This window comes from Candidatus Parakkermansia intestinigallinarum (assembly GCF_944389695.1).
GTDB lineage: Bacteria > Verrucomicrobiota > Verrucomicrobiia > Verrucomicrobiales > Akkermansiaceae > Akkermansia > Akkermansia intestinigallinarum.
This window is the reverse complement of record NZ_CALXNG010000022.1, coordinates 24,193-36,589: the sequence shown is the minus strand read 5'-3', so window position 1 is coordinate 36,589 and position 12,397 is coordinate 24,193. Positions and strand designations below refer to the sequence as shown.

Sequence of the window (12,397 nt, the reverse complement as noted above, 5' to 3'; positions counted from 1 at the left end):
CAGCGGTGGCTCACTCGGTGGTCTGATATGCGGTTTCCACACACTTTGCGCTTGACCCCACACTTTGCGCTTGACCCCAAAAAAGAGCCGCTGAGATTCGGTGCCGCCGCATGCTGTTCCCGGCGCTCAGAGCGGCCGTGCGAGGGGAGGCCGGGACGACGGGGACGACGGGTCAAGCTGCGGAAAACAAAACAGGCGAACGTGAATCTCACATTCGCCTGTTTATGCTCGATGGGGGACTCGAACCCCCACGGATCGCTCCACTAGATCCTTAGTCTAGCGCGTCTACCAATTCCGCCAACCGAGCTTCTGTGACCCTCGCGCTCAGCGTTGCCGCCTTGCATCGGGTGCGCCGCAAGTATACGCGAGGTGACGCGTGATTGCAAGCTTTTTTTGCAATTTTTTTCATTTTTTGCGGGAGATCATCAGCCGAGGGGGGCGAAAGACGCTCGCGCAGGCCGGGATGAGGGCAGCGTAACCCCCTTCAGCAGAGGACTTTATCACTTGGAGTCCCGACGCCCGCGGTAGTTGCCGCGGCGGTCGTAATAGCTCTTGTCGCCGTCGCCGTTGCTTTGGCTGCGGCCCTGATAGTTACCGTGGCGGTCGTAATAGCTCTCGTTGCCGCTGCCGTTGCCTTGGCTGCGCCCCTGATAGTTGCCGCGGCGGTCGTAATAGCTCTTGCCGCCGTTGCCGTTGCTTTGGCTGCGCCCCTGATAGTTGCCGTGGCGGTCGTAATAGCTTTTGCCGCCGTTGCCGTTGCTTTGGCTGCGGCCTTGGTAGTTGCCGTGGCGGTCGTAGTAGCGTTTGTTGCCGGAGGCGTCGGTGACGACGCGGCCTTGGTAGTTGCCGTGGCGATCGTAGAGGTGTTCGGTTCTGCTTTGCGGGGCAGCTTGCGCGAGGCAGGCGGCGCTGCCGAGCAGCAGGGAGGCGGTGAGGAAGAGGCGGCGAATCATGATGGTGCGTCGATGGGCTTTATCAATATGATACGCGAAGCCGGCTGCGGCGTCAAGCTTGCTCGCCGTTCCGGCGCGACATCCGCAGGGGCGAATTCCGAGTCCGCTGCCGCGGAGTGCGGGCGCCGCGCTTTCTTCAGGGGCGCCGGGCGGTGACAGCGGCGTCGATTTCGCCCTGCGCGAGGGTGATGTGCAGGGGGTCGCCGGGAGATAGGTCTCTGCTGCGACGGGCGAGACTGCCGTCGCTGCGGCGCACGAGGGCGAAGCCGCGGTTGAGGGCATTCTGCGGGTCCGCGGCGGAGAGACCCGCGCTGAGCCGCTCGAGGGTGGCCGATGCAAGGCTGAGGCGGGCGGCGGCTGCCGTGTGCAGGCGTGCACGGATGGTGTCGATTTGCCGCGTGGCGCTTTGAAGGCGCTCGCTGAGGCTGCGGGTGCTGAGTCGCGCCAGCAGGAGTTCGAGTCGATTGCGGCTTTGGTCTTGCCGATGGGCTGCCGTGCTGCGAAGTTGCTCGTCCAAGCTGTCGATCTGCTGTGCGAAGGGGCCGAGCAGCTCGAGGGGATGCTCGAATTTGCCCCGATCGGCGGCGGCAAGCCTCAGCCGCGCGGTTTCGACGCAGCGGTTGAGGCGCTGCCGAAGGATGAGTTCAATCTGATCGAGCCTAGTGTTGAGAACGGCGGCATCAGGGGTCGTCAGTTCGATGGCCGCCGTGGGAGTCGGTGCGCGCAGGTCGGCGACAAAGTCGGCAATGGTGAAGTCGGTTTCATGCCCGACGGCGGAAACAACGGGCAATCGGCTGGCCGCGATGGCGCGTGCAAGGAGCTCTTCGTTGAAGCACCAGAGATCTTCGAGAGAGCCGCCGCCGCGCGCGATGATGAGGTAGTCGACCGGCGGTAGACCGCCTGCCGGATCGTTCCAGCGGCGGATCGCTTCCGCCAGTTGCCGCTCGGCGCCTTTGCCCTGAACCGCAACGGGGTAGAGCCAGGCCTGCATCCACGGCGCTCGCGATTCCAGCCGATGGCGCATGTCCTGAATGACCGCCCCGCTCGCCGAGGTGATGAGACCGACGCTCGTCGGGAAATGAGGGAGGGCTTTCTTGCGGCTGCTGTCGAAGAGCCCCTCCGCTCGCAGTTTGGCCTTGAGGGCCTCAAATTGCTGTTGCAGAGTGCCCAGCCCGGCTTCGCGCACGCGACTGACGATGAATTGCAGCGACCCGCGCCCTTCCCAGACGGTGGCGCGGCCGTCGAGTTCCACCTGCAGCCCCTCGCGCAGGCGGACGCGGCAGCTGAGGGCTTGAAAGCGGTAGAGGACGCACTGCAGCTGCGCCGAACTATCTTTGAGGGTGAAATAAATATGCCCGCTGGAGGCAGTTTTGCATGATCCTATCTCTCCCCGAACGACGGCTTCGCCGACGTTTTGCTCGACAGTGCTGCGCAGTTTAGCCAGCAGCTCGCTGACGCTCAGAATCATGGGCGTTTGCGGGGCAAGAGCGCGTCGTTCGGGTCGCTCCAGTCGGGGCTGTAGCCCTTGGCGTAGCTGAAGAGGTCGCGGTGGATGTACTCGTAGTAGCTGTCCTTCTGCTCGGCTTTGAGGCGATTCCAGATGGCGACGTTGAGGGCTCGCGCAACCTTTTGCATCATTTTGAGGGTGAGTTGGCGCCCCTGTCGCGCTTTTTGCACTTGTTTGTGGGTGAGTTGCTCGAGGGAGACGTCGACGAGGTCGTGGTTCTCCAGCCCCCAGCGCGCCATGATGGCGTCGATGCGCTGGGTGCCGTGGTTGCGTTCGTTTTCTTCGTTCATCTTTAAGGAGGTGTTTGTCGGTTGCGGTGAGAGGCGGGCGAGCGCTCGGTGAGTGTTTGCCGCTCGGGCGGGGTCACATGCCGGGCAGGTAGCGCACATAGAAGCCTCGGCAGGGGCGCGGGGTGTCATACCAGCGGGGGCCGACGCCGCGACCGCTCCCGGTGGTGTCGAATCTCAGCCCCGCCACGGTGAGGAAGACGTGGCCGCGCTTGGCGTAGACGGTGACCCATTTGCCGTAGCCGCCGCGCCCCCAGCGCAGGAAGTCGCCCGAGGTCGGGAAGCGGCCGCCCATGAGCCCGGCTTCGCGCAGCGCAAAGGCGGTGGCCCCGGAGCAGTCGTAGGCGTTGTCTCGGTGCGAACGGTGGCCGCCGCCCCGGCGATAGGGCTTGCCGACGATTTTGTTGGCGGCGCGGATGATGCGCTTAACGCGCTCGGGCGCATGGCTCGGGATGGAGGCTTTCCCGTTGGGGAGAATGCGCGCCGTGTACCCCTCGCGGTAGACGTAGGTGGGGGTGCACTGGGTCTGCGCCTGTTGTTGCTGCTGGCAGCTGCAGAGGCCGATGGTGAGGGCGGCGAGGAGGCTGAGGCAAAGTTTGTTCATGGAGAGGCGCGCGAGGTCGGTTGAAGCAACGCGAAGAATATAATAGCAGAATCAACGTGCCCATGCAAGCCTTGAGGCTGTCAGTTTGCGCTGCGCGCCCTTGAAAGAGAAGCCGCAGCTTCCCGGCGTGTTGCGGGAGGCTGCGGCCTGTGTTTGAAGCCTGTGCGGCAGGGAATCAGACGAGACCCTGGTCGACCATGGCGTCGGCAACCTTGACGAAGCCGGCGATGTTGGCACCGGCGACGTAGTTGGTGAAGTCGCCCTTGCTGTCCGGGGAGTATTCGCGAGCGTGGCTGTAGGCGTTCTCGTGAATGTTCTTCATGATGTTGAAGAGTTTGGCGTCGACTTCCTCGCGCGTCCAGTTGAGGCGCTGGCTGTTCTGCGCCATTTCGAGGCCGGAGGTGGCGACGCCGCCGGCGTTGGCGGCTTTGGCCGGGCCGTAGAGAATCTTGGCGCTGAGGTAGGCGTTGATGCCGTCAAGGTCGGTGGGCATGTTGGCGCCTTCGGCGACAAGCTTGCAGCCGTTCTTGATGAGGGTGGCGGCTTCGGCACCGTTGATTTCGTTCTGCGTGGCGCAGGGGAAGGCGCAGTCGCAGGGGACGCTCCACGGGCGCTGGCCTTCGAAGTAGCTCACGCCCTGGAAGTGCTCGGCGTACTCCTTGATTCGGCCGCGGCGCACGTTCTTGAGCTCCATGATCCAAGCGAGTTTCTCCTGGTCGATGCCGGCGGGGTCGTAGACGTAGCCGTTGGAGTCCGACATGGTGACGCACTTGGCGCCCAGCTGGTTGAGCTTCTCAACGAGGTACTGCGCGACGTTGCCGGAACCGGAGGCGACGCAGACCTTGCCGGCGAGGTCGTCGCCCTTGGTCGCGAGCATGTTCTGGGCGAAGTAAACCGTGCCGTAGCCCGTGGCCTCGGGGCGAATCAGCGAGCCGCCCCAGTTGAGAGCCTTGCCGGTGAGCACGCCCGTGAACTCGTTGCGCAGGCGCTTGTACTGGCCGAACAGGTAGCCGATCTCACGGCCGCCGACGCCGATGTCGCCGGCGGGCACGTCGGTGTCCGCCCCGATGTGGCGGGAGAGCTCGGTCATGAAGCTCTGGCAGAAGCGCATGACTTCAGCGTCGCTCTTGCCTTTGGGGTCAAAGTCGGAGCCGCCCTTGCCGCCGCCCATGGCGAGCGTGGTCAGGGAGTTTTTGAAGATCTGCTCGAAACCGAGGAACTTGAGGATGCCGAGGTTGACGGAGGGATGGAAGCGCAGGCCGCCTTTGTAGGGCCCGATGGCGCTGTTGAACTCGACACGGAAGCCGCGGTTGACGTGAATCTTGCCCCGGTCGTCCGTCCAAGGAACGCGGAAGATGATCGTGCGCTCGGGCTCGGTGATGCGCTCGAGAATGCAGTTGTCTTCGTACTTCTTGTCGGCGGCGAGCACGGGAGTGATGGTCGAAATCACCTCCTGCACGGCTTGAAGGAACTCAGGTTCGTTGGCGTTTTTGGCGCGAACCTGATCCAGCACTCGTGTGGCATAATCTGACATAGTTGGTGATGATGTCGGGGTTTGGGGCGGATCCGCGCTTGCTTGGCGGGGGGCCGCCGTCCGAACGGGCGAGATTATACCAGAATGATTTTGGCTGAAAAGTCTTTTTTTTCGAAAAAATCCATTTCCTGCCGTCGGGGTGGCTTATACCGATTCTACACGGTGTCTGTGCCTTGGAGCTCGCGCGCGAGATTTTCGAGGGCTTCGAGCTCGAGCAGTTCGCTGCTCAGCTCGATGGCGGGAGTGCCCTCTCGGCCTTCAAAGCGGAGGCGGCAGGTGGCTTGCTCGCAGTCGGCGCTGTAGTGCACTTCCCAAGAGCGCAGGTCGGCCCATGCGAGGCGGCGCCGCCCGCTGAGTTTGCGTTCGCTGATGCCGTGTTCGTCGATGCGGTAGCTGATGGTGCAGAACCATGCGGCCCACAGGACGGCGGCGGCGCATCCGGCGAGGGCGGCGATGTTTTGCAGCGGGTGATTTTCGCTGCCGTGCGCGCTGAGGTAGTAGCTGACGCTGGCGATGATGAGGACGGCGCAGCCGAGGTAGAGGCCGAAGTTCGCACAGCGAAACACGCGCGCGCCGCCGGGGAGCTGCGGGGCTTCGCTCATGACGCCGCAGCGTATGTCGGCGCCGCTCGGTTGCTCGGGGGCGGCTGCGGCGCCCTCGCAGCAGGCAGGGGAGGGTTGCGCGTCGCGTTCGGGGGAGCAGGAATCCGCTGCCGCTGAGTTGTTGGTCTGTCGGGCGGCGTTGCCGTCAGGCAACTCCGCGGCTCGGTGTTGCTCGGGCTGCGGCATCACTCGATGGTTTTGACTTGGACGGGCATGTCCGTGTAGTCGTTGCCGGGCTTCGGGCGGTATTTGACGTCGATGGGTTTGACGTAGCCCCCGCGGCTGTAGTCCTCCACCGCGCGCGAGATGTAGACGGGCATGCCGACGACGGCGTGCTCGAAGAGTTTGGCCGCCACGTCGTAAGGCGTGCGGATGCAGCCGTGCGAGAGGCGACGCCCGGCAACGACTCGCCCGCCGTGGATGCCGACGCCGTCAGGGGTGAGGCGCAGCCAGTTGGGCATGCCGGCCGCGCGGAAGGTGTGCCCCTTGGGCAGGCCCTTGCTCAGGTCGGCGTTGGAGTTGGTGGTGCGGCCGTTCTCGTTGATGAAGCGCCCGTAGCGGTTGGACTTGTGGTCTTTGTCCTTCTCCATGACGCGAAAGACGCCCGTGGGGGTCTCATGCCCGTAGGTGCCGGTCGAGACGGGCCAGTCGAGCGCGACGCGGTTGTTGACGTAGAGGCGGGCGCGCTGCTGGGGAATGCAGATGATGATTTTCGAGTTGTCTCGCGTCAGGCTGCGAAGGAGTTCGTCATTCGAGTAGACGGCGAGGGTTTTCGGGTATTTTTTCTGCGCGACGAAGTGGGCGTAGCTCCCTTCCGGGTAGCTGTTGACGTAGGTGGGGCTGTCCTTGCCCGGTAGGTCGAGGATGTTGCCCGGAATGCGACTCGGCTCTGCGGGTGCGGCGGTGGTCGCCGTGCCTGCCGTGGCCGCATTGCCGATGGTGCTGACGGTGACCCTGTTGCGATGCGCAGGTGCGTTTTGCTGGTTCTGCGTCGACGAACAGGCAGCCAGCAGCAGAGCCGGAAGGGTGAGAAGACTCAGCGTTCTCATGGGCGTTGCAGGGTGGGGAAAGGAGAGGTGAAAAAGCTCGGTTCGCCGGGGAGCAATCGGCTCGGGAGTAGTCGGATCAGGGGATGATGAGCTTTTGGCCGACGCGCAGCATGTTCCAAGGCCCTGTTGTGATACCGTTGGCTTGCTTGAGCGCTTGGAGGCTGACGCCGTATCGGCTGGCGATGCCGCTCGGCGTGTCGCCGGGTTTGACGGTGTAGGTGCGCTTCGCACCGCTGTGGCCGGGCGCCGTCATGCCGGCTCCGCTCGGGGAGGGGATGGTGAGCTTTTGACCGACGCGCAGATGATCGGTGACGCTCAGTCCGTTGGCGGCGGCGAGACCCGAGATGGTCAGATGGTGCCGACGAGCCACCGCATAGAGCGTATCGCCCGCTTGCACGGTGTAGGTGGTCGCGCTGCCCGAAGCGTGGGCGACGCTCGGTATGATGGGACTCGCGCCGTCGGTCGCGACGGCACCGCCGGTGGCGATCGGTCTGCCGGCCTCAACGCAAACGACGTCATTTGAGGCCGGCATGACTTGATCGGTTGCCATCGAGAAATCCACGCCCTGCCGCGTGATGCGGCAGGAGGTCATGAGAAGCAGCGCGGACAGAGCGCTGACAAACCCGATGTGACGGCTAAGCTTCATAGGGAGGTGATGAGGCGGGGAGAAACCCGTCAGCGCGATTTGGCGGGGATGGTGAGCTTCCGGCCGGGGCGAAGTCGGCGAGCGTCAGCTTCCGTCATCTTGTTGGCCTTCAGGATCTGCTTGTAGCCCACGCCGTACTTCGAGGCGATGCCGGATATCGTTTCGCCGCTCTTGACGGTGTGCGAAGTGCTGCGGTTGCGGTTGCTGCTCTTCTTGCCGGGTTTGTAACCGTCCGGGACGTAGCGGATGCGAATCTTCTGCCCCGGGTGAATGAGGTCGCCCTTGATGCCGGAATCGCGGCGAATCTGCGCCACCGTGGTGTTGCAGCGCTTGGCGATGACGGAGAGGTTGTCGCCCGCTTTCACCTTGTAGACAATCATCGTGGGCTCATCGAACTTGCGCGTTCTCTGCTGCTGGCCCGAATTGGCGCGGTTGGTGGCAGCCCTTCTGTTGTTGGTGGGCTTGGGCTTGGTGGTCGTCTCGGTCGTCGGCTTGGGGGAGGGACCGACGCTGGGAACGGTCACATCACTGCCCGTGGTCGAGACGCCGGGCTCTACGATGGTCGCATCGTTGTTGGCAAGGCCGGTGTCGGGCTGCACCTGACCGGTGCTGCTGCGGCCCGTGCTGGCCGTGGGCTCAGGAATGGGATAGCGGTTGCGATCCGCCACGGTGTGCGAGGTGTTGCCCGCCGGGACGTCATTGTCGTCGAGAAGCCAGACGGGAATCTCGCCGTCGGCCATTTCGTATTCGTTGATCGGCGTTGCCGTCTCGTCAGAGAAAAAACCGTCGGAATCCGTGCTCTGGCAGGAGTTAAGGGTCACGCAGAGTCCTGTGCTCAAAGCGAGGAGTATCAAAGTTTTCTTCATACGCGCCGTATTCTAGCAGCTCGCGGCCTCTCTTGCAAGCCGTAATGCTGACAGTGCGGGATTTTGTCGCGTCTTTCGGTGCCGTATGACAGATTTCGGCTTGCATTCCGCCGCTTCTGCCCGTACAATGAGCCCGCGCCGCGCGGCGCCGTCGACTTTTATGTGGAGAGCCAATAAGCCTTTTATTTTGATGCTGCTGGCGGGTCTGTTGCTGCTGGGCCTGATCTATCTCTGGCTCAGCCCGCAGGACCCGCTGTTGGCCGACCGCGTGTGCAGCACGGGGCTCTGCGTGCTGCTGTTCGTTGTGGGCTTGCTCTGTTACCTGTCCGTTCGCCGCAATCTCTGAGGCAGCTCGCACCGACTTCCGCTTCCGCGCATGCGGGTGGAGACGGCACGCGAAGCCTGCCTGCGAGAACCGAATGTCGGCTCGCGGAGCCGTGCCGCCGTCGGCCGCTGATTGGCGGCCTTGTCGGCTCGCCTTGTTCTGACCTGTCAGCCCGCCTCGTCGTTCGGCAGAGACCTGCGCGGCAGCCTCACATTTTGAAGTGCTCGCCGAGGTAAATTTTGCGAGTCTTGGGGTCGTTGGCGATTTCATCGGCGTCGCCGTGTTTGATGACGCGTCCTTCAAAAAGGATGTACGCGCGGTCGACGATGCCGAGGGTTTCGCGGACGTTGTGGTCGGTGATGAGGATGGAGAGGCCGTCGGTTTCGCGCAGGGAGGCGACGATGTGCTGGATGTCCTGTACGGCGATGGGGTCGACGCCCGCAAAGGGTTCGTCGAGCATGAGCAGCTTCGGGCTCGTGGTCAGGGCGCGTGCAATGGTGAGGCGTCGCTTTTCACCGCCCGAGAGCTGGAGAGCCTGACTGTTGCGCAGTTTGGTGATGCCGAAGCGCTCCATGAGCTCGTCGGCTCTCGCGCGCTGCTCCTTGCGGCTCAGCTCGCGGCGGGTCTCGAGAATGGCCATGAGGTTCTCATAGACCGTGAGCTTGCGGAAGATGGATTCCTCCTGGGGCAGGTAGCCCATGCCGAGGCGTGCCCGTACGTGCATGGGCAGTCCCGTGACGTTCTCGCCGACAAAGTTGACGACGCCGGAGTCGGGCCGCACGAGCCCGGCCACCATGTAAAAGGAGGTCGTTTTGCCCGCGCCGTTCGGCCCGAGCAGCCCTACGATCTCACCGGCGTTGACGGTGAGGTTGACGTCGTCGACGACTTTGCGCTCGTGATAGGTTTTGCAGAGACCTTGTGCGTGGAGTAGCGTTTGCATATCGGTGTTATTTCTTGGTGCCGCCCTGTTCGGTCTGGCTTTGGATGTTGGTGGCGGTGGTGCTCTGCCGACTGCCGGTGATGCGGGCGTTGTTGCGACGGTCAATGCGGACGGCGGCTCCGGCTCCTTCCGAGATGTGGATGTTGTTGCTGTCCGAAAGAGTGACGCGGCGCCCGGAGAGAACTTTTTCGCCCGCAGCAGCGTCGATTTCAAGGCGGTCGCCCGTTGCGCGCACGAGGCGCCCGCTTGCATCGCGGTAGAGGACGGCAACGTCCCCGCTGAGGGTGGCCTTGTCGATCGGTGCAACCGAGGGATCCGCCGCTTTGCCGCCGTAGGGCACGAGGGTGACGTCGATGAGCCCGCTGCATTGCAGGGAGGCATCGGGAGTGCGCGCGGTGCCGCCTTGTTCGGTGTGCAGGCGGCGGAGACCGACGTAGTTGAAGGTCAGGTGGGCGAAGGCTTGCGGCCGTGTATCCGCAGAAGCCGCGGTGCCTCCTTCGCTCTGCGCGGCTTGTCCGGCGGCTTCCGAGGGGCTGTCTTTGGCCGGAGCCGGGTCGAGTTCGAGCTCTACGGGGCCACGGGCAGTGAATCGGCCTTGGGGCGATTCGAGGAAGACCTCGGAACCGGTGGTGATGAGGTTGTCGGCTCGGGTCAGCCGGAGCAGGTCGAGGCAGCGGGCCCGGGCCGGGCCTTTGTCGCTCTCGAACGCAGCGCTGATGCTGCCGCCCGTGGCGCAAATATCGCCTTGTTCGTCGATGATGATGCTCTGTTCGGTCGCGCTCGCGCCGTCGCGAGCCGTGACGGTGATGCTGTTGGCGCCGAAGCTGACCAAGGCTTCATCATCGGCTCGAACGGAGGCCGTGCCCTTTTCGAGGTCGGCTCGGACGTCTTCACCTCTGATGACGTAGGTCTGCGATGAGGTCTGCGACTTTTTGCCCTCCGCAGCGGGTAGCGGTGTGTGCACGAGACGGACGTTTCGGCTCGCTTCGATGCCTTTGAGACTCTTGTAGCCGGCGATGGCGAGATTGAGTCCGCCGGTTTGTTTGCGCGGCAGGGCGGAGCCTGCTTTCCCTTCGCGGCCGAGGCGGATGGTGACGGGGCCGTCGCAGCTGAAGTCGGTTTCATCGTCGCGGACGGTGAGGCCGTTGCGGGTGCGGATGCAGCCGTCCGAGGCGGTGAAGCGCAGCTCGTCGCGGGCGCTGAAGCTGCCGATGAGGGAGGCGGGGGCAGTCTGTGCTCCGTTGCGCGGCGCAGGGCGCTCGTAGCTGCCTTCGAGGTGTTGCCCGAGTGCGGTGATGTCTCCGTTGGGGGCGAGGTGGATGCCGGTGGCCTTGCTCAGGGTGTTGTTGCCGTATTCGATTCGGCAGGAGTCGCCCTCCGCTAGGCATTCGCCGAGGCGTGCGTCGTAATGCAGGCTTTGGCTGCTCAGCTTCATGCTCGGTCGCTCAGCCGTGGCGACGGCGCTGAAGCGGACGTCTCCGCGGGCGTCGGCTTGGCTGATGCTGCCGAGCTTCATGTCGGCAAACTGACCCATGAAGCCCTTGCCTGCCTTACTCGCTTTGGCCTGATGTCCGGGGCGGTCGGGGGCTTCGTCAAAGGTGACGGTGAGGCCATCGCGGCAGCTCAGAGTGCCGTCTGCACTGCTGAAGCGGCAGGGGCCGACGACGCTCAGTTGCCGCGCGGCGGCGCTGTAGCAGGCTATGCCGTGTTCGGCGTCGAGGCGGTAGGGCTTGCCGTCGCTGTCGATGCCTTGCACGGTGATGTGGCTGCCTTCGGCCAGAATGTTGCCCTGTTCGTCTCCCAGCAGGGAGCCGCGCGCCTCGGCAGAGGGAGTGATTTCGAGCCGATGACGGCTGTTTTCGACAACGATGGGCTCGAGGCTGCCGCTCGTGCTGAGCAGAACGCGGTTGGTTTCCGTGTCGACGAGGGCGTTGGTGGTGCTGATACGGTAGGGGTCAGCGGTGCTCGGGTCGGCGGGCGGAGATTCGGGCGCGGAGGGAGTTGCGTCGGTGCGTTCACCGCTGCCGGGCTCGCGGCCATTTTGCCCGCGTTTGCCGGGTGCCGTGCCATCCGCCCCGGTGAAGGGAAGCTCGCCTGCGGCCAGAGCGTCGTTGCTTTCGGCAACCTTGGCGTCGACGGCGCGGCGTTCGAGTTGGATCTGCAGTTGGCGCGAGGCGCGCAGCTGCAGGGAGCCGGCGTTGAGGCGCACGCCGTTGACGTAGACGAGACGCGAGTGGCGCACGTCAAAGAGCAGGGCGCCGTCGCTTTCAATGATGGCTTTGCCTTCCTCACTCGTCGGCATGGGGCTTTCGCCGTCTGCGGGGGTGAGGCAGTCTTCGGCTTGGAAGTCGGCCAGCAGGGCCGGCAGTTCATCGATGTGTTGCTGCCAGTCGGTGATGAGCTCGCGCCCGTGTTCGATGAGCGAGTCGGCCGTATCAGGCGTCTCTTCGGCGCTCAGAGGGGTCGCGAGTGCCGAGATGAGGCAGAGGGTGAGAAGGTGGCAGCGTTTCATGGTCTCGGGGATTTGCCGGATGCTTCGGGCGCAGCTGCGGGTGCAGCAGGGGTATCGGGCGCGGCCTTAGTACTCGCTTCGGCCGGGGAGGCCGTGCTTCGGCTTCGGGTGGTGAGGGTGGTGCGCACCGGGCCGCGGAGGATGCCGCGGCCCTTGTCCGAAGCGTAGACGGCGCGCGTACCCCGAGCGGTGAATCGCGGATCGCTGAGGGTGGTGCAACGTTCGGTGGTGACGAGGCTGTCGGCGAAGTTATAGCCGGCTTCCTCAGCTTCGAGCCTCGTGGTGAGGTTGCCTGCCCCGTAGAGCAGGGCACAGATGCGTGTGAGCCTGACGGCGCTGCGCGAAACGACTTCAAGCTCTTCGGCCATGAACTTGGCTTCCGCACGGTGTTCGGCATAGCGCGGAATCGTGATGCCTTTGACAACACTGCCGACCGGCAGAAATTGCAGCCCCGGGAACTCGTCGGCCGCGACGGGATCATTGGGGTTGCTCGGCGCCGCTGACAGCGGTGTAAGCAGGGCGGGCAGGATAATGGCCGGAAGAAATCTCACGGGTATCGGACGGTTGAGGGA

Annotated in this window: 13 protein-coding genes and 1 tRNA gene; 1 reads left to right on the top strand and 13 read right to left on the bottom strand. The window is 64.2% G+C overall.

The features are described from left to right. Nucleotides 1-225: 225 nt before the first annotated feature. The 10 genes from AC6UAL_RS07180 to AC6UAL_RS07135 form a co-directional block, all read right to left on the bottom strand. Nucleotides 226-307, bottom strand: a tRNA-Leu gene (locus AC6UAL_RS07180). Between the two features lie 193 nt (nucleotides 308-500). Beyond that, nucleotides 501-953 (bottom strand): type IV secretion protein Rhs, encoded by a 453-nt coding sequence (locus AC6UAL_RS07175; RefSeq protein WP_500682696.1) that lies wholly within the window; start codon nucleotides 951-953, stop codon nucleotides 501-503. 136 nt (nucleotides 954-1,089) lie between these two features. Then, a complete protein-coding gene (gene xseA / locus AC6UAL_RS07170; RefSeq protein WP_500682695.1) occupies nucleotides 1,090-2,421 on the bottom strand; it encodes an exodeoxyribonuclease VII large subunit in 1,332 nt (443 codons plus the stop codon). Next, nucleotides 2,418-2,750 carry a hypothetical protein gene (locus tag AC6UAL_RS07165; RefSeq protein WP_500682694.1) on the bottom strand — a complete coding sequence of 111 codons (333 nt, stop codon included), beginning with the start codon at nucleotides 2,748-2,750 and terminating at the stop codon, nucleotides 2,418-2,420. Before AC6UAL_RS07165 ends, xseA begins: the two co-directional genes overlap by 4 nt. Before the next feature lie 73 nt (nucleotides 2,751-2,823). Continuing rightward, a complete protein-coding gene (locus AC6UAL_RS07160; protein ID WP_500682693.1) occupies nucleotides 2,824-3,351 on the bottom strand; it encodes a peptidoglycan endopeptidase in 528 nt (175 codons plus the stop codon). Between the two features lie 175 nt (nucleotides 3,352-3,526). Continuing rightward, nucleotides 3,527-4,885, bottom strand: coding sequence for an NADP-specific glutamate dehydrogenase (gene gdhA / locus AC6UAL_RS07155; RefSeq protein WP_500682692.1), 1,359 nt, complete (start codon nucleotides 4,883-4,885; stop codon nucleotides 3,527-3,529). Between the two features lie 155 nt (nucleotides 4,886-5,040). After that, nucleotides 5,041-5,673 carry a hypothetical protein gene (locus tag AC6UAL_RS07150; protein WP_500682691.1) on the bottom strand — a complete coding sequence of 211 codons (633 nt, stop codon included), beginning with the start codon at nucleotides 5,671-5,673 and terminating at the stop codon, nucleotides 5,041-5,043. Further along, nucleotides 5,673-6,536 carry a L,D-transpeptidase family protein gene (locus AC6UAL_RS07145; protein ID WP_500682690.1) on the bottom strand — a complete coding sequence of 288 codons (864 nt, stop codon included), beginning with the start codon at nucleotides 6,534-6,536 and terminating at the stop codon, nucleotides 5,673-5,675. The genes AC6UAL_RS07150 and AC6UAL_RS07145 overlap by 1 nt, the downstream gene beginning before the upstream one ends. Before the next feature lie 76 nt (nucleotides 6,537-6,612). Next, entirely contained in the window at nucleotides 6,613-7,182 is a 570-nt protein-coding gene (locus AC6UAL_RS07140; protein ID WP_500682689.1) for a LysM peptidoglycan-binding domain-containing protein, read from the bottom strand. Between the two features lie 29 nt (nucleotides 7,183-7,211). Then, complete coding sequence (locus AC6UAL_RS07135; RefSeq protein WP_500682688.1) at nucleotides 7,212-8,048, bottom strand: LysM peptidoglycan-binding domain-containing protein; 837 nt, start codon at nucleotides 8,046-8,048, stop codon at nucleotides 7,212-7,214. Nucleotides 8,049-8,208: 160 nt separating this feature from the next. Here AC6UAL_RS07135 and AC6UAL_RS07130 point away from each other — a divergent pair, with 160 nt between their 5' ends. Beyond that, on the top strand, nucleotides 8,209-8,394 hold the full coding sequence (locus AC6UAL_RS07130; protein ID WP_500682687.1) for a hypothetical protein: 186 nt from the start codon (nucleotides 8,209-8,211) through the stop codon (nucleotides 8,392-8,394). 187 nt (nucleotides 8,395-8,581) lie between these two features. On the opposite strand, the gene lptB is transcribed toward AC6UAL_RS07130, so the two are convergent. From lptB to AC6UAL_RS07115, 3 genes are read right to left on the bottom strand one after another with little or no spacing between them, the layout of a single operon-like run. Continuing rightward, nucleotides 8,582-9,313, bottom strand: a complete 732-nt coding sequence (lptB, locus tag AC6UAL_RS07125) for an LPS export ABC transporter ATP-binding protein (protein ID WP_500682686.1) — start codon at nucleotides 9,311-9,313, stop codon at nucleotides 8,582-8,584. Between the two features lie 7 nt (nucleotides 9,314-9,320). Further along, nucleotides 9,321-11,825, bottom strand: coding sequence for a hypothetical protein (locus AC6UAL_RS07120; RefSeq protein ID WP_500682685.1), 2,505 nt, complete (start codon nucleotides 11,823-11,825; stop codon nucleotides 9,321-9,323). After that, nucleotides 11,822-12,376 (bottom strand): hypothetical protein, encoded by a 555-nt coding sequence (locus tag AC6UAL_RS07115; protein WP_500682684.1) that lies wholly within the window; start codon nucleotides 12,374-12,376, stop codon nucleotides 11,822-11,824. The genes AC6UAL_RS07120 and AC6UAL_RS07115 overlap by 4 nt, the downstream gene beginning before the upstream one ends. Nucleotides 12,377-12,397 lie beyond the last annotated feature (21 nt).